The sequence below is a fragment of the Burkholderia territorii genome (assembly GCF_902833055.1).
Taxonomy (GTDB): domain Bacteria; phylum Pseudomonadota; class Gammaproteobacteria; order Burkholderiales; family Burkholderiaceae; genus Burkholderia; species Burkholderia territorii.
The window spans coordinates 403,612-421,542 of the sequence record NZ_CADFEJ010000003.1; the positions used below are offsets into that span (position 1 = coordinate 403,612).

At 72.2% G+C, this 17,931-nt stretch carries 4 protein-coding genes; 3 read left to right on the forward strand and 1 reads right to left on the reverse strand.

Going from position 1 to position 17,931, the window contains the following annotated elements:
* Positions 1–160: 160 nt before the first annotated feature.
* On the reverse strand, positions 161–1,906 hold the full coding sequence (locus HW466_RS09135) for a cyclic peptide export ABC transporter (RefSeq protein ID WP_059798279.1): 1,746 nt from the start codon (positions 1,904–1,906) through the stop codon (positions 161–163).
* Positions 1,907–2,177: 271 nt separating this feature from the next.
* Between HW466_RS09135 and HW466_RS09140 the strand changes: the two genes are divergently transcribed.
* The 3 genes from HW466_RS09140 to HW466_RS09150 are packed head-to-tail and all read left to right on the forward strand — an operon-like array spanning position 2,178 to position 17,919.
* A complete protein-coding gene (locus tag HW466_RS09140; protein ID WP_174905457.1) occupies positions 2,178–11,882 on the forward strand; it encodes a non-ribosomal peptide synthetase in 9,705 nt (3,234 codons plus the stop codon).
* A 9-nt stretch (positions 11,883–11,891) separates the two neighbouring features.
* The gene (locus HW466_RS09145) at positions 11,892–16,904 is read left to right on the forward strand and encodes a non-ribosomal peptide synthetase (RefSeq protein ID WP_174905423.1); all 5,013 of its coding nucleotides are present in this window, start codon (positions 11,892–11,894) and stop codon (positions 16,902–16,904) included.
* Positions 16,894–17,919 (forward strand): GNAT family N-acetyltransferase, encoded by a 1,026-nt coding sequence (locus tag HW466_RS09150; RefSeq protein ID WP_174905422.1) that lies wholly within the window; start codon positions 16,894–16,896, stop codon positions 17,917–17,919. Before HW466_RS09145 ends, HW466_RS09150 begins: the two co-directional genes overlap by 11 nt.
* The last annotated feature ends 12 nt before the right edge of the window (positions 17,920–17,931 follow it).

A 17,931-nucleotide genomic window follows, 5' to 3' on the forward strand; every position in this document is an offset into this window, starting at 1 on the left:
CGGGCATTCGCGAGTCTTCGCGTGCCGATGGTGTCACGCATCCATCAGTGTCTCGAACGATATTTGCGTCCATTTCGGATCCTTTACGCGCGGCGGAGCCGAAAACCGGCCGCCTGCGCACCGCGATCGGCGGATGCAGGCGGCCCGCGTTCACGCGTGCTTACGCGCTCAGCGCGTCGGCGCCGTCCCGTGCGCGTGACCGCGCGGGCGTCGTGTCGCTGACGATCTGCCCGTTGTCGAGCTTCAGCAGGCGATCGGCGAGATCGAAATAGCGGTCGTCGTGCGTGATCACGATCACGGCCTTGCCGCGTGCGCGCAGTTCCGGCAGCAACTGCTCGTAGAACACCGCCTTGAACGACGGATCCTGGTCGGCCGCCCATTCGTCGAACAGGTAGAACGGCCGGTCCTCCAGGTATGCGACGACGAGCGCGAGCCGCTTGCGTTGCCCGGTCGACAGCGCACGGTTCGAGAACGCACCGTCGACGACTTTCACCTTGTGATCGAGCGCGAGCTTTGCCACCAGCGCGTTCGCGCGCGCATCGGCCTGCGCACGCGCCGGATCGTCGGGATCGACGATGCCGAGCAGCGCATCGAACAGATGGAAATCGTTGAACACCGCGCTGAAGCGCTGCCGGTAGGCGGCACGCTCGCGCCAGCCGATGGTGCGGCCGTCGACCTCGATCGCGCCTTCCTCCGGCTCGTAGAGCCCTGTCAGCACCTTCGCGAGCGTCGTCTTGCCGCTGCCGTTGCCGCCGACGATGAACACGAGCTCGCCCGGCCGGATCGTCAGGTCGATCGGCCCGATCCGGAACATGCGCTCGTCGCGTTCGTGGAAATACGCGTGCGTGACGCCGCGCAGCGTGATCGCGCCGGCCGGCGGCACGTCGGGCGCATCGCTGGCGGGCGGCACCGTGCGCAGCGCGCCGAATTCGGCCATCACGCCTTCGATGCGCGCGAGCGATACGCGTGCCGCATTGACGGTCGGCAGGTTGTTCAACAGTCCGTCGAGCGGCACCAGCATGAACAGGAACACGACGACATAGCCGGCCGCGGTGCCCGCATCGGCATGCACGCCGAGCTGCGGCCAGAACGCGGCCGCGCCGAGGAACGCATAGAACAGGAAGATGATCCAGCCGACGCCGACCGCATACGCGCTGAACGCGCGGCGGCGGTGGTCGCGCACCTCGCCGATCGCGGCGCCGAGCTGGCCGTCGACGAACTGGCGTGCGCGCGCGTCATGCAGCTTCAGTTCCTTCGCGCCCGAGAACAGTGCGCCGAGATAGCCGAACAGGCGGTCCTGCGCGTGGCCGGCCGCCTCGAGCGACGCGATCGCGCGGCGATCGCCGGTGTGATAGCCGAGCGAGCCCGCGACGATCGCGGTCAGCGCGAGCACGCACACGGGCCACGACAGCCACGCGAGATAGCCGAGGCAGCCGAACACGATCGAGCCGTGCATCACCAGGTTCGGCAGCGCGAAGAACAGCATCGACACGTTGGTCGCGTCGTCGGTGAGCACCGACTGCACGGGTGCCGCGCCGATCCGCTCGATGTCGCGCAGCTCGGCCGCGCCGACGCGCCGCGCGAGATGCACGCGCAGCCGCGCCATCGTGTCCTGCGACAGCCGGGCGAACAGCGTGCCCGACACGATGCGCGTGACGAGCGCGATCACCGCGCACAGCGCGAAGCGCCACGCGAGCGACGCATCGGCCGCGCCGGGCGTCGCGAGCGCGCGGTTCAACGTCGCGACGAGCAGCACGCTCGCGACGCCGTTGAGCACGCACGCGACGAGCGCCAGCGCGAGCGACGCGCGGCTTTCGCGCAGCAGCGCGAGGATCAGGCGGGCCGCGGGGCGGCCGGGGGAGGCGTCGAGGGACGGCGGGAAAGAAGGCTCGTGGGCAGCGGTCATCGGCAACGTCGGTAAATGAAGGGCAGGCAAACCTTGCGGAAACGGCAGGATCGATGCGAAAGCGGCGCGCGGGCGGGCCCGGTCGCGGCGTTCCTTCCTGATAGACGAACGGGCCGCGCAAATATTTAGCGCTGCCTTCGAAAAATGCGTTCGTTCCGACTTTGCGCGCAAAACGGTAAAAAATCGGCCGCGCCGTTCGTCACACCAGTGAAGCCGCCCCATGCGGCCCCGAGACTTGGCCGAAGCGGCCGGACCGAAGGACTTCACGCACATGACGAGTTTCCCGACTGCGCTGCATTACCGAATTCGCGAACTGGCGCGCCGTGCGCCCGACGCGCCCGCGCTCGCCGCGCCTTTCCAGAGCGACCTGCGCCTGTCGCGCGGCGCGCTCGACGCGCGTGCGTCGCATCTTGCCCGCCAACTGCGCGCGGCCGGTGTCGGCGCGGAAGTGCGGGTGGGCGTCTGCGTCGAACGCTCGTGCGAGCTGTTCGTCGCGCTGCTCGCCGTGCTGAAGGCGGGCGGCGTATTCGTGCCGCTCGATCCGCGTCATCCGGCCGCGCGGCTGGACTGGATCGTGCGCGATGCGCAACTGCGCCACGGAATCGTCGACGCGGCAGGCCGCGCGGCGCTCGGCGCGCCGCTCGAACATGCGTTCGACGCGATGTCCGCGGATGCGGGTACGGGCGCCGCCGCCAGCGTCGACGACGAGGACGTGCCCGTGCATCCGCGCTCGGCGGCCTACATGATCTACACGTCGGGCTCGACGGGCACGCCGAAGGCGGTGGTCGTCGAGCACGGGCCGCTCGCCGCGCATTGCGACGCGCTCGCGGCCGCGCTGCCGATCGAGAGCGGCGACCGCCTGCTGCATTTCGCGTCGGTCAATTTCGATGCCGCGCACGAGTGCTGGCTCGCGCCGCTCGCGATCGGCGCGAGCGTGACGATTGCGCCGCCGCAGCCATTCGCGCCGGACGCCGCCCATGCGCTGATGGTGCGGGAATCGGTCAGCGTCGCCGCGTTTCCGCCTGCGTATCTGCGCGAATTCGCGGCCGTCGCCGCGCGCGACGGCGTGCCGCCGGCGTTGCGCGTGCTCGCGTTCGGTGGCGAAGCGCTGCCGCAGCAGGCATTCGAATTCGTGCGCCGCACGTTCCCGTCGGTTCGCCTGATCAACGGCTACGGGCCCACCGAGGCCGTGATCTCGCCGATGCTGTGGCCGGTCGAGCCGGGCGAAACGCCGGTGCTGGCGACGGGCGATGCGTATGCGGCGCTGCCGATCGGTCGCGCGATCGGCCCGCGCGTCGCGCGCATCGCCGGCGACGAGACAGGCGAGCAGGGCGGACCGGACGAGGGCGGCGAACTGCTGCTGGGCGGCGTATGCGTCGCGCGCGGCTATCACGGCCGCCCGGCGCTGACGGCCGAACGCTTCATTCCCGATGCGCACGGCGAACCCGGGGCCCGCGTGTACCGAACGGGCGACCTCGCGCGTCTGCGCGCCGACGGCACGTTCGACTATCTCGGCCGCCTCGACGACCAGGTCCAGGTGCGTGGCGTGCGTGTGGAACCGGCGGAAATCGCCGCGTGCCTGCGCGCGCATCCGGCGGTGGCCGACGCCGCCGTGATCGCCGAAACCGGCCACGGGCCGACGCGGCTGATCGCGTGTGTGGCGCTGCGCGCGGCGGCCGACGATGCCGCGCTGAAGGCGCACGTGGGCGCGCAGTTGCCCGCCGCGTGGCAGCCGCATCGCTTCGTGCGCTGCGATGCGCTGCCGTACACGCTGAACGGCAAGATCGATCGTGCCGCGCTGCGTGAGCGCATCGCGGCCGCCCGCGATACCGAACGCACCGCGGGCGACGCGCCGTGCACGCCGACCGAACAGCAGATCGCCGGCCTCTGGCAAACGCTGCTCGGGCTCGACACGACGCCGTCGCGCGACGACCGCTTCTTCATGCTGGGCGCCGATTCGCTCGCGGCGATGCAACTGCAGGCCGCGATCCGCGCCGCGTTGCGCGTGAACCTGCGGCTCGACACGCTGTTCGCCGATCCGGCGCTGGCCGCGCTGGCCGCGCACGTCGATCGCGCGGAACGCGAGACGGGCGAGCCGCTGGCCGCGATTGCCGCACGCCGCGCGCCGGCCGGCGCGGCTGGATCGGATGCCCCGTACGTCGATCGCGCCGCTTCGCTCGCCCAGCAACGTTTCTGGGTGCTCGCGCAAACGCGCGACGCAGGCGCCGCGTATCACATCGCCGCGCACTGGACGATCGACGGCGCGCTCGACCGCGCCGCATTGCAGCGTGCGCTCGATCACGTGATCGAGCGGCACGACGCGTGGCGCACGACGCTCGTCGACAACGGCGAAGGCATCGTGATGCAGCGCATCCATGCCCGTCTGCCCGTTGCGATCGCGACGCTCGACTTGCGCGGCGAATCGCCGGCCGCGCGCGACGCGCAAGCCGCGCGCACCGCCGAGCGCGACGCAGGCACGCCGTTCGATCTGTCGAGCGGGCCGCTGCTGCGCGCGACGCTCATCGCGCTCGCCGACGATCGTCACCGGCTGCTGCTGACCGCGCACCACGCGATCACCGACGGCTGGAGCTCGCGCTGCGCGTTCGACGAACTGGCGGCCGCTTACAGCGCGTATGCGCAAGGCCGCGATCCGTCGTTGCCGGCACTGCCGATCCAGTACGCCGACTATGCGGACTGGCAGCGCGACATGCTCGCCGGCGGCGAGGGCGAGCGTCAGCTCGACTACTGGCGCGATGCATTGCGCGACGTGCCGGGCCCGCTCGCGCTGCCGGTCGACCGTCAACCGGGCGCGACGCGCACGCTGCACGGCGCACGCGTCTCGGTCCGCCTGCCCGACACGGCGGCCGCCGACATCCGGCGTCTCGCGCGCGATGCGCAGGCCACCGTCTTCACGGTGCTGCTGGCCGCACTGGACGCGTGGCTGTCGCGCCTGACCGGCGAGACCGACGTGGTCGTCGCGGTGCCGGTCGCGCACCGCCAGCGCCCGGAAACGCGCGCATTGCTCGGCTTGTTCCTGAATACGGTCGCGCTGCGCGTGCGGGTGGCGCCGACGCTGCCGTTCCGCGCGCTGGTCGACGCGGCGCGCACGGCGGCGCTCGATGCGGTCGCGCACCAGGACGTGCCGTTCGAGCGCGTCGTCGATGCGGTGAAGCCGCCCGTCAAGCGCGGCGACGAATGGCTGCGCGTGAAATTCGCGCAACAGTTCGATGCACGGCACGACAGCGTGCTGCCGGGCGCGACCGCGGTCGCGACGCCGGGCCCCGATCTCGCCGCGCGCTTCGACTTCGCGCTGGATTTCACCGACGATGCGCACGGAATCGAACTGGTCGCCGCCTATGCGACCGACTGCATCGATGCCGGCACCGCGCGCGCGTGGCTCGACAGCTATGCTGCGCTCGTCGCGGCCGCCGCTCATGAACCGCACCGCACGACGGCCGCGCTGCCGTGCGATGCCTCGCCGGCGCTGCGCCAGCCGCGCGACGGGCGTGCGCTCGACGTCGAACACGCGGACGTCGTCGCCGCCTTCGCGCGGCAGGCTGCCGCGTATCCGCATCGCGTCGCGCTTGCTGATGCGTCGGCGTCGCTGACGTTCGCCGAACTCGACGATACGTCGAACCGCGTCGCACATGCGTTGACGCTGCGCGGCGTGGCCGCCGAAGCACCCGTCATCGTCTGCATCGAGCGCTCGGCCCGCTTCGTCGTCGGCCTGCTCGGCGCACTGAAGGCCGGCGCGCTGGCCGTGCTGCTCGACCCGGCCCAGCCGGGCGCGCGCATCGCGGCCGCGGCCGCCGATTGCGGCGCGCGCTGGGCGCTCGTCGCGCATGGCCGCGATGTGGCCGCGTGGCCGGCCGGCAGCACGGCGCAGCCGCTCGACGTCGACGCGCTCGCGCAGGACGCGACGCTCGCGCATGCGGCCGGCGTACGCGTCGCGCCGCATCGCGAACAGGGCGCCTATCTGATCTATACGTCGGGTTCGACCGGCACGCCGAAGGGCGTCGTCGTGTCGCACGGCGCATTGGCCGACTACGTGCAGGGAATGCTCGACGAGCTGGCGTTCGCTCCGGACGCGTCGTTCGCGATGGTATCGACCGTCGCCGCCGACCTCGGCCACACGACGCTGTTCGGCGCGCTGTGCGCGGGCCGCACGCTGCACCTGCTGCCGGCCGCATGCGCGTTCGATCCGGACCTCTTCGCGAATGAAATGCGCCGGCGCGACGTCGGCGTGTTGAAGATCGTGCCGAGCCACCTGCAGGCGTTGCTCGACGCGCGCGTGCCGGCCGACGTGCTGCCGCGCCATGCGCTCGTGACCGGCGGCGAAACGCTCACGTGGGCGCTCGTCGCGCGCGTGGCCGCGCTGGCGCCTGCCTGCCGCGTGATCAACCATTACGGGCCGACCGAAGCGACCGTCGGCGCGCTCGTGTGCGACACCGCATCGATCGCCGCCGACGCGCGCGATCCCGCGAGCGGCGTGCCGCTTGGCGGACCGCTGCCGAATGCGCGCGCGCTGGTGCTCGATGCGTTCGGCGCGTGCGTGCCGGCAGGTGCGACGGGCGAGCTGTATCTGGGCGGGCCGGGCGTGGCGCGCGGCTACCTGAACCGGCCGGCGCAGACCGCCGAGCGCTTCGTGCCCGATCCGTTCGCGGCCGGTGCGCGCCTGTATCGCACGGGCGACCGCGTGCGCCTGCGCGCGGACGGTCGCATCGCGTTCCTCGGCCGCATCGACGACCAGGTGAAGATTCGCGGCTATCGCGTCGAGCCGGGCGAGGTGAGCGCGGCGGTGCGCGCGGCCGGGCCGGTCGCGCAGGCCGAGACGCTCGCGATCGAGCATGACGGCCGCCTGCGGCTCGCGACGTTCGTCGTGATGCGCGACGGCGCGGCATTCGACGAGGCAGCCATGCGCACGGCGCTCGGCACGACGCTGCCCGACTACATGATGCCCGCGCAGTTCGTCGCGCTCGCGCGCCTGCCGGTGACCGCGAACGGCAAGATCGATCGCGCGGCGCTGCGCGAGCTGGCCGCCGCGCCGGTGGCGACAGCAGCCGGCGATGCGCCGCAGGGGCCGGTCGAAACGACGCTCGCCGAAGTCTGGCAGGCGGTGCTGAAGGCGCCGCACGTCGGCCGCGACGACAACTTCTTCGAGCTCGGCGGCGACTCGATTCTGGTGCTGCAGGTGATCGCACGCGCGCGCAAGCGCGGCGTGCGCTTCACGCCGAAGCAACTGTTCGACGGCCCGACGGTCGCCGAGCTCGCGCGCGTCGCGAAGACCGAAGACGTCGCCGCAGCAACGCCCGCGACGACGCCGGCAGCGCAGGTGCCGGTCCAGGCCGCAACGGCTGCCGTGGCGGCGATCCTGACGCCCGCGCAGCAGCGCTTCTTCGCGCTCGACGTGCCGCATCCGGGCCACTGGAACCAGTCGGTCGCGTTCGACGTGCGCGGCCCGTTCGACGCCGATGCATTCGCGCGCGCGTTCGATGCGTTGCTCACGCATCACGACGCGTTCCGCCAGCGCTTCGCACGCGGCGCGGACGGCCACTGGCACGCGAGCGACGCGGCGAAACCGTACGATGCACTGCCGTTCGTCGAAGTCGCCGCGCACGACGAAGCCGACGCGCTGGCACGCTTCGACGCGTTGCAGCGCCGCCTCGATCTCGGTCGCGGGCCGCTCGCGTGCGCATGCGCCGCGCGGCTGCCGGACGGTGCGACACGGTTGTATCTGGCGATTCATCACGTGATCGTCGACGGCGTGTCGTGGCGCATCCTGCTCGACGACCTGGACGCCGCATATCGTGCCGCATGCGAACGCGCCCCCGTGCGCCTGTCGCAGCCGGGCTTGCGTGCGGATGCATGGGCCGCACGCCTCGCGCGTGCCGCGACGGAGCCAGCGTCGCCGTTCGCCGCCGAAACGGCTTACTGGGTGCGGATGGCACAGGGCGACGACCTCGTGCCCGATCATCCCGACGCACCGGCGACGAACGCCGATGCGGCAGTCGTCGTGCAGACGATCGACGCGGCGCTGACTCGCGCCGTACTGACCGATGCGCACGCCGCCTATCGCACGCAGACGGTCGAACTGCTGGTTGCGGCGCTCGCACTGGCGCTGGCCGGCGCCGATGGTGCCGCATCGTGCCGCGTCGAACTCGAGGGGCATGGACGCGAGGCGCTGTTCGACGATGCGGATGCAAGCCGCACGGTCGGGTGGCTGACGAGCCATTATCCGGTCACGCTGCCGGTCGAAGCCACCGCGCGCGACACGCTGTGCGCGATCAAGGACACGCTGCGCGCAGTCCCGCACAAGGGCCTCGGCTTTGGCGTGCTCGCGCACCACGGCGACGCGGCGACGCGTGCGGCGCTGGCCGCCGTGCCGCGTCCGCGTGTCACGTTCAACTATCTCGGCCAGTTCGATGCACCGCGCGACGCCGTGCTCGTGCCGCGTTTCGGCGGCACCGGCATCGAGCGCGACCCGCACGGGCCGCTCGGCAACACGCTCGCGATTCACGCGTACCTCGATACCGACCGCGACGGCGCCCGCACGCTGAAGGTTCACTGGGTCTACGGCGCGCCGCAGTTCGAGCGTGCGACGATCGATGCGTTCGCGAATCGCTTCGCCGCCGCGCTGCGCGAACTCGCCGGCGCCTGCGCGTCGCGCATCGCGCATCGCGGCGGCGGTGCGACGCCGGGCGACTTCCCGCTCGCGCAGGCCGCCGGCCTCACGCAGGCCGCGATCGAGCGCGCGCCGCTCGACTGGCGCACGATCGACGACGTGTATCCGCTGTCGCCGATGCAGCAGGGGATCCTGTTCCATGCGCTGTTCGCGCCCGGTCATGCAAGCTACGTGAACCAGCTCGTCGCGACCGCAACGGCGCTCGATGCCGACCGGCTCGCGGCCGCGTTCGCCGCATCCGTCGCACGCCACGACATCCTGCGCACCAGCGTGATGCCCGACGAGGCCGCACCGCTGCAATGCGTGCATCGTCATGCGCGGATGCCGGTCGAACAGCTCGACTGGCGCACGCGCGGCGACACGCTGGACGCCGATTTCGACGCGTGGCTCGCGGCCGACCGCACGCGCGGCTTCGACTGGCGCGAGCCGCCGCTGATGCGGCTCACGCTGATCCGCGTCGCCGACGATGCGTGGCGCGTCGTGTGGACACGTCACCACGTGCTGCTCGACGGCTGGAGCACCGCGCGCCTGCTCGCGGACGTGTTGCGCGATTATCGCGATCCCGATGCGGTGTCGCCGTTCGAGCGGCGCCCGGCACTGCGCTATCGCGACTTCATCGCATGGCTCGGCACGCGCGACCGCGCGGCCGACGAGCGCTTCTGGACCGCGCGGCTCGCGCGTCTCGACGCGCCGACGCTGATCGCCGAGCGCGTCGCCGATCGTGCGCAGGCGGAAATGCTTGCGTGGCGCGCGACGATCGATACGGCGGCGACGACGCGTGTCGCGCAGACGGCGCGCGCGCTGAAGCTGACCGTCAACACGCTGGTGCAGGGCGCATGGGCGCTCGCGTTGCAGCGGATGACGCACCAGCCGGCCATTGCGTTCGGCGCGACCGTCGCGGGCCGTCCCGACGCGCTCGCGGACGTCGACTCGGTGCTCGGTCTGTTCATCAACACGCTGCCGGTCATCACGGCACCCGCGCCGCATCAGCGCGCGTCCGACTGGCTGCAGGCGCTGCAGCGCGACAACGCGGCTGCCGCCGAGCACGCGCATACGCCGCTCGCCGACATCCAGCGCTGGGCGCGCGGCGCCGGCGGTGCGCTGTTCGACACGCTGGTCGTGTTCGAGAACTATCCGGTCGACGACACGGCGCGCGATGCCGATCCGCGCGCACTCGCGCTGAGCAGCGTGCGCAGCATCGAATCCACGGACTTCGCGCTGACGCTCGTGATCGAAAGCGGTGCCGAACTCACGATCGATTACGGTTACGACACCGCGCGTATCGATACGCAGCAGGTCGAACGCTGGCACCGCGCGTTCGCATGTGCGCTCGACGCGCTGGCGCACATGCCGGACGCGCTGCTCGGCACGCTGTCGATCGCCGACGACGACACGCGCGCCGCACTGGCGCGCGCGCAGGACACCGCACGGACGTGGCCCGATGCGCAACGGCAGCCGCTGCACCTGCAATTCGCGGCCGCCGCACGCGCGACGCCCGACGCGATCGCGCTCGAATACGCGGATGCCGACGGCTGCGTGCAGCGCGCGACCTATCGCGAGCTCGACCTGGACACGACACGCGTGGCCGCCGCATTGCGCCGGCGCGGCGTGCAGCCCGACACGCCGGTTGCACTGTGCGTCGAGCGTTCGTTCGACATGGTGACCGCGCTCGTCGGCGTGCTGAAGGCCGGTGCCGCGTATCTGCCGGTCGATCCCGACTATCCGGCCGAGCGCATCGCGTACCTGCTGCGCGATGCGCGGCCCGCGGTTGTCATTACGCACGCGCATCTGCGCGAGCAGGTCGAAGCCGCGCTCGGCAACGACGCGTCGGCCGCGCTTCTGACGGTGGCCGACCTGCTCGCGGACGAATCGGGTGACACCGCCATCGACATTGCAACCGACATCCACGATGCGCAGCTCGCATACCTGATCTACACGTCCGGCTCGACCGGCAAGCCGAAGGGCGCCGGCAACTCGCACGGCGCGCTCGCGAACCGGATCGCGTGGATGCAGCACGCATACGGGCTGACGCGCGACGACGTCGTGCTGCACAAGACGCCGTTCGGCTTCGACGTGTCGGTGTGGGAATTCGTGTGGCCGCTCGCGACCGGCGCGAAGCTCGCGATCGCCGCGCCGGGCGACCACCGCGATCCGGCCCGCCTCACAGCCGCGATCCATGCGCACGGCGTGACGGTGCTGCACTTCGTGCCGTCGATGCTGGCCGCGTTCGCCGCGTATCTCGACGATTTTTCGGCCGCCGCGCAGTGCGACAGCGTGCGCCTGATCGTCGCGAGTGGCGAGGCGCTCGCGCCCGAACTCGTCGCGAAGGTCGCGCGCCTCCTGCCGAACGCAACGCTCGTGAACCTGTACGGGCCGACCGAAGCCGCGATCGACGTGTCGCACTGGACCTGCGGCCCCGCCGACGCGAGCGCCGTCGCGGTGCCGATCGGCCATCCGATCGCGAACCTGCAACTGCACGTGCTCGACGCGGCCTGGCAGCCCGTGCCGGCCGGTGCGACCGGCGAACTGTACCTGGCCGGCGCGGGCCTCGCGCGCGGCTATCTCGGCCGCCCGGGGCTGACCGCCGAGCGTTTCGTGCCCGATCCGTTCGTGCCGGGCGCGCGCATGTATCGCACCGGCGACCTCGCGCGGCGTCGCGCCGACGGCGCGCTCGACTACCTCGGCCGCGTCGACACGCAGGTGAAGCTGCGCGGCCAGCGGATCGAGCCGGGCGAGATCGAGGCGCTGCTGCGCGCCGCGCCCGGCGTGCATGACGCCGTCGTGATCGTGCGCGACGAGCAACTGGTCGGCTATGTCGCATGTGGCGACGCGGGGCCGCTCGACCGCGCCGCGTTGCTGGATTCGTTGCGTGCGCAGTTGCCGGCCTACATGGTGCCGTCGCAATTGATCGAGCTCGACGCGCTGCCGGTCACGCCGAACGGCAAATGCGATCGCCATGCGCTGCCCGCGCCGGTGCGCGACGCGGCCGCGGCTGTCGAACTCGCGACCGACACGCAGCGCGCGCTCGCGGCGATCTGGCAGCGCGTGCTGCACGTGGACGCGATCGGCCGCGACGACGATTTCTTCCAGCTCGGCGGCCACTCGCTGCTCGCGACGCAGGCGCATGCGCAGGCGAACCTGCACTGGGGCCTCGCGCTGCCGCTGCGCACGCTGTTCGACACCCGCACGCTCGCCCGCTGTGCGGAGGCGATCGACGCCGCCTGCGCGGCACGCGGCGAGACCGACGCGGCGAGCGCGATCGATGCGCTGCTCGGCGAACTGGAAACCCAATAAGGACCCCGGATGACGAAGGCTCAACCCGACTGGCTCGCCCTTGCAACGCGCTTCGCGCAACTGCCGGACGCGCAGCGCGCGGTGTTCATCGACAAGCTCGGCGCGGCCGGCATCGACTTCCGCGTGCTGCCGATCCCGCCGCGCACGCCGCGCAGCGATCGCGTGCCGGCCTCGTTCGCGCAGACGCGGCTGTGGCTGCATGCGCGGCTGATCGATGCGCCGCACGCGTATCACATCACCGAGCGGCTCGCGCTGACGGGCCCGCTCGACGCGCATGCGCTGCGGCTCGCGTGCGATGCGCTGATCGCGCGCCACGAAGCACTGCGCACGACCTTCGACGAAGCGGACGACGGCGTCGCGCAGACGATCCATCCGCCGTTGCGTTGCCCGTGGCGGGAGACCGATCTCGAAGCGCTGCCTGATGCGCAGCGCGTCGCGCGCGCCGAAAGCGTCGCAATGGCCGATGAAGCCGGCGCGTTCGATCTCGGCGTGGCACCGCTCGTGCGGGCGCACCTGATCCGCTTCGACGCGACGCATCACTGGCTCGCGCTGACCGTTCACCACATCGTGTCGGACGGCTGGTCGTCGGGCGTGATGCTGGACGAGCTCGCGGCGTTCTATCGCGCGTATGCGACGGGCGCGCCGGTGCCGCTCGCGCCGCTGCCGATCCAGTATGCGGACTATGCGCTGTGGCAGCGCCGCTGGCTCGATGCCGGCGAGCGCGACCGGCAGCTGGCGTTCTGGCGCGAGCGGCTCGATCCGCAGCGCGGCGTGCTGACGCTGCCCGGTGCGACTGCACGACCCGCACGCCGCAGCGCACGCGGCGGGCGTCACGTGTTTGCGCTCGACGCACGCATCGGCGCGCAGCTGCGGGCGTTCGCGGCCGCATCGGGCGCGACGCCGTTCGCGGTGCTGCTCGCGGCGCTCGACGCGCTGCTCGCCCGCGCGACCGGCGATGCGCGGATCTGCGTCGGTGTGCCCGCCGCGAACCGCGAGCGCGCGGAAACGGCCGGGCTGATCGGCTTCTTCGTCAACACGCTCGCGATCGATGTCGACGTGCCCGCGCACGGCGACTTCGCGTCGCTGGTCGCGCGCACGCAGCGCGCGCTCGTCGATGCGCAGATGCATCAGGACGTGCCGTTCGAGCAGGTCGTCGACGCGCTCGGCGTGCCGCGCAGCGCGAGTCATCATCCGCTGTTCCAGGTAATGGCCGCGTATGGCGAACGCCACGCGCTGCCCGCGTTCGGCGCAGCATCGGCGACGCTGCTGCCGTCCGGCACACCGTCCGCGAAATTCGACCTGACGCTTTCCGTCGAGGCGACGCCCGACGGCACGTTCGACGCCGCGTTCATCTACGCGCTCGACCTGTTCGATGCCGACGCGATCGCGCGGCTGGCCGCGCGTCTCGTCACGCTGCTCGGCGATGCGCTCGCGCGCCCGCATGTGCCGGTCGGCGATCTCGACTGGCTGCCGGCCGACGAACGCGCGCAACTGTTCGCGTGGAACGCGCCGGCAGGCGCGGCCGAAGCCGAACCGTTCGTTCCCGTGCACGCACGGATCGCCGCGCATGCGCAGGCGCGGCCCGACGCACGCGGTGTCGCCGACATCGATCGCGCGCTCACGCGCGGCGAGGTCGACGCGCGCGCGGCACGCATCGCGCGCAACCTCGTCGCGGCCGGCGTGCGGCCTGAAATGCGCGTTGGCGTCGCGCTGCAGCGCTCGGTCGACCTGCTGGTTGCGCTGATCGCGGTGCTGAAATCCGGCGCCGCGTTCGTGCCGCTCGACCCGGCCCATCCGCGCGAGCGCCTCGCGCAGATCGTCGGCGATGCGGGCATCGCGCACGTGCTGACCGATGGCGCGAGCGTCGCATCGCTGCCGCAGCTGCCGGCATTGCGCATCTGGCGCGCGGACGAAGTCGATGCACTCGGCGAGGCCGCGGACGTCGCGCTGCCGGACGTGCTGCCCGGCCATGCGGCCTACGTGATCTACACGTCGGGCTCGACCGGCAAGCCGAAGGGCGTGGTCGTCGATCACGCGGCGTTCGCGCGCCATTGCGTGGCGATCGCCGAGCGCTACGGCGTGGGCGAGAACGACGTGTTCCTGCTGTTCCAGTCGGTCAACTTCGACGGTGCGCACGAAGGCTGGTTTTCGCAATACCTGTCGGGCGCCGCCGTGTCGGTGACGGCCGACGTGCTGTGGCCGCCCGCGCAGACCTGCGCGATGATGATCCGCGACGGCGTGACGATGACCTACGTGCCGCCCGGGTGCGCCGCGCAGCTCGCCGAATGGGCGCTCGCGCACGGCGCGCCGCCGACGCTGCGCTCGCTGACCGTCGGCGGCGAGGCGACGTCGCGCGAAGCGTTCGCCATGCTGCGCCGCGCGATGCCGAATGTACGCGTGGTCAACGGCTACGGCCCGACCGAAACCGTGATCACGCCGACGCTCTGGATGTTCCGCCCCGGCGACGATCTCGCGAAGCTCGGCGACGCCGCGTATCTGCCGATCGGCACGCTGGTCGGTGCGCGCACCGCGCACGTGCTCGACGCACGGCTGCATCCGCTGCCGGTCGGCGTGATCGGCGAGCTGTACCTGGGCGGCGAGGGAATCGGCGTCGCGCGCGGCTATCTCGATCGTCCCGCGCTGACGGCCGAGCGCTTCGTGCCCGATCCGTACGGCGCGCCTGGCGCGCGCCTGTACCGGACGGGCGACCTCGTGCGGCGCCGTGCGGACGGCGTGTTCGACTTCATCGGCCGCGTCGATCATCAGGTGAAGCTGCGCGGGCTGCGCATCGAGCTCGGCGAGATCGAGGCGCAGCTGGCCGCGCACGATGCGGTGCGCGAAGCATGCGCGGTCGTGCACGGGCAGGGCGCGCACGCGCAGCTCGTCGCCTACGTCGAACTGACCGCCGACGCGCAGTCGGCCGCGCGGCCCGTCGAGGCCGCGACGCTCGACGCGCATCTGCGTCGCACGTTGCCGGACTACATGGTTCCCGCGCAACTGATCGTGCTCGACGCGCTGCCGCGCAACGCGAACAGCAAGGTCGACCGGGCGCGGCTGCCGGCGCCGGCGCGCGTCGAACGCGCATATGAAGCGCCGCACGACGGCGATGAAACCGTGCTCGCGGCAATCTGGCGCGAGGTGCTGAACGTCGAACGCGTCGGCCGCGGCGATCACTTCTTCGAACTCGGCGGCCATTCGCTGGCGGCGGTGCGCGTCGCCACGCGCGTTGCCGAGCGGCTCGGCCGCGACGTGCCCGTGCGTGCGCTGTTCGAAGCGCCGGTGCTCGCGCAATACGCGCGCCAGGTGGCCGACGCGCCGCGCACCGTGCACGCCGGTGCGTCGGCTCCGGGTATCGCGATGGTCAAACCCGACGCGCACGGCGTATGGCCGCTGTCGCCCGCGCAACTCGGCCTGTGGTTCCTGTGGCGCGCGCAGCCGGACAGCGCCGCGTACAACATTCCGGTCGCGCTGCGCGTGCGCGGTCCGCTCGACGTCGATGCGCTGCGCGCGGCGTTCTCGGCCGTGGCGGCCTCGCACCCGGCGCTGCGTGCACGGATCGTCGCGCGCGACGGCATGCTGCCGGGCCAGCGGATCGCCGCCGCAGCGCCCGTCGCGCTGCCGCTCGTCGACTTGTCGGCACGGCCCGATGCGCTCGCCCGCGCGACGGCGCTCACCGACGCCGATGCGCTCGCGCCGTTCGATCTCGCCGCCGATGCGCCGCTGTGGCGGGCGCGCGTGCTGCGCGTCGGCGACGACGATCACGTGCTGTCGGTGACGATTCATCACATCGTGTCGGACGGCGAATCGATCGAACTGTGGCTCGACGCGGTGCGTGCACGCTATGTCGCGTTCGTGCGCGGCGAAGCGGCGTCAGCCAGTTCGGCATCGACGTCGGCGACGGCGGAAAACACGTCGCTCGTGCTGCCCGCGCCGTGCCATCCGGCCCGCGTCGCGTACTGGCGCGACGCGCTCGCCGACCTGCCGCCGCCCGTGCTGCCGCGGCGCGCAAATGCGCCGGCCGTCCCGCAATGGCGCGCGGCGCGCATCGCGTTCGAGTTCGACGCATCGCTGATCCGTGCCGCGCGCGACGCCGCATCGGCCGCGCACGCGACGCTGCCGATGCTGCTGCATGCGGCGCTCAACACCGCGCTGTTCCGCCTGACCGGTGCGGCCGACCAGCCGGTCGGCGTGCTGGCATCGACGCGCGAGCTGACGGGCGACGCGGCGTGCGACGCGCTTGGCCTGTTCATCAATTCGGTCGTCGTGCGCACGCGGCTCGACGCGGCGGCATGCCGCGCGGACGTGCTCGCACAGGTGCGCGATACGGCGCTCGCCGCGTATGCGCATGCCGACGTGCCGTTCGCCGACGTCGTCGCCGCGCTGCATTCGCCGCGTGTCGCGCACGCCAATCCGCTGTTCCAGGTGATGTTCAACTACCTGCGCCCGACGGGTGCCGCCGCGCGCGACTGGGCCGGCCTGTCGCTTGCCGAGTTCGACGACGTGCGTCATCGCGTCGTTTTCACGCTGGAGCTGGACGTGGTCGAGCATCCGGACGGCCGCGTGAGCGCCGCATTTTCATATGCGGATGAATTGCTCGACGGCGATTTCGTCGACGCGCTCGTCGACCTTTACCACGACGAAGTCGCGCGTTTCGCCGGTGCGCAGGAAGCGGCGCTCGGCGCGCCCGATGCGCGGTACGCGGCGTCGGCGGCGGTCGAAGTCGCAGTCGACGCATCCGGCCGTGCGGCGGCGCACGTCCCGGCGGCATCGCGCGCGCCGCAAGCGGCAGCCGCGCTCGCCGCGCTGTGGTCCGACACGTTCGCCACCGCCGCGCCGGCAGCCGACGCCGACCTGTTCGAAGCCGGCGCGACTTCGTTCGACGTCGTGCGCTTCGTCGATGCCGCCTGCCGCGCCGGGCATGCGCTGACGGTGGCCGACGTGTTCGCGTCGCCGACGCTCGCGGCGCTCGGTGCGCGACTCGATGCGTCGGCCGAGACGGAGGAGGTGCGCGATGCTGGCTGAGGTGCGTCCGGACGCATTCACGATGCCGGACACCTGCCGTCTCGCGTTCGCGGACGGCCTGTTCGCCGTGCGCAACGACGCGGAAATCCGCGTCGCGCAGGGCGACGGCATCGGCGCGCAGCTGCTGCGCGCGCAGCTTGCGGACGACGGCACGCTGCGCCTCGTCGCGTACAACCATCGCGCGGCGCCGGGCGACCAGCGCCGCGCAGTGCTGGCCGCGCTCGCCGCCGCGTTTTCCGACGACGCGCGCCGTGCGGCGATCCGGCTCGACCCGGCCGCGTGGCCGGCGGTCGCGCTCGATGCGCTGCGCGCAAGCGGCGTGCTCGCCGACGGCGGCCTGTGCATGCGCGAAGGCTGGGCGCAGCAGGCCGATCTGTGGCGCGTCGGCACGCCGTTGCCGTGCGCGACGCTGCCGATGCTGACCGACGGCCGGCGGCATCCGCGGCGGCCGCCCGCGCCGCGCGGCGACGTTTATGCGCGCGACCTGCCGGCACTCGGCGTGCGTTTCACGCTGCGCGGCTGGCAGCCGGGCGAGGACGCCGCGCGCGTCGCGCACTGGTTCGACACGCCGCGCGTGCGCGACGGCTGGCCGGGCACGCAGCCCGGCGCCGACGGCACGTCGCCCGATGCCGATCCGCACGTGAGCCCGCTCGTCGGCTGCTTCGACGGCGAACCGTTCGCGTACGTCGAGGCGTTCTGGCTGAAGGAAGACCCGCTCGCGCCGCACGTCGGCGCGCGCGATTACGACCGCGGGCTGCGGATGCTCGTCGGCGAATCGCGCTGGCGCGGCCCGCATTGCGTGGCGGGCTGGCTGCCGTCGGTCGTGCATTACCTGTTTCTCGACGATCCGCGCACCGAAGCGGTCGGCTGCGCGGTCCCGGCCGGCCGCGCGCGGGTCGTCGACACCCTCGCGCGGCACGGCTTCGCGCGGCAGCGGCGGCTGCCGCTCGCCGACGGGCAACCGCTGTGGATGCGCACGTTGCGCGAGACCTTCTTCTCCGGCCGTCACGTCTGACGGGCCGGTTTC

What these genes read in the sequence shown, in the direction of transcription:
- HW466_RS09135 (WP_059798279.1), bottom strand. Translation starts at nt 1,906, where the DNA reads ATGACCGCTGCCCACGAGCCTTCTTTCCCGCCGTCCCTCGACGCCTCC.
- HW466_RS09145 (WP_174905423.1), top strand. Translation starts at nt 11,892, where the DNA reads ATGACGAAGGCTCAACCCGACTGGCTCGCCCTTGCAACGCGCTTCGCG.
- HW466_RS09140 (WP_174905457.1), top strand. Translation starts at nt 2,178, where the DNA reads ATGACGAGTTTCCCGACTGCGCTGCATTACCGAATTCGCGAACTGGCG.
- HW466_RS09150 (WP_174905422.1), top strand. Translation starts at nt 16,894, where the DNA reads ATGCTGGCTGAGGTGCGTCCGGACGCATTCACGATGCCGGACACCTGC.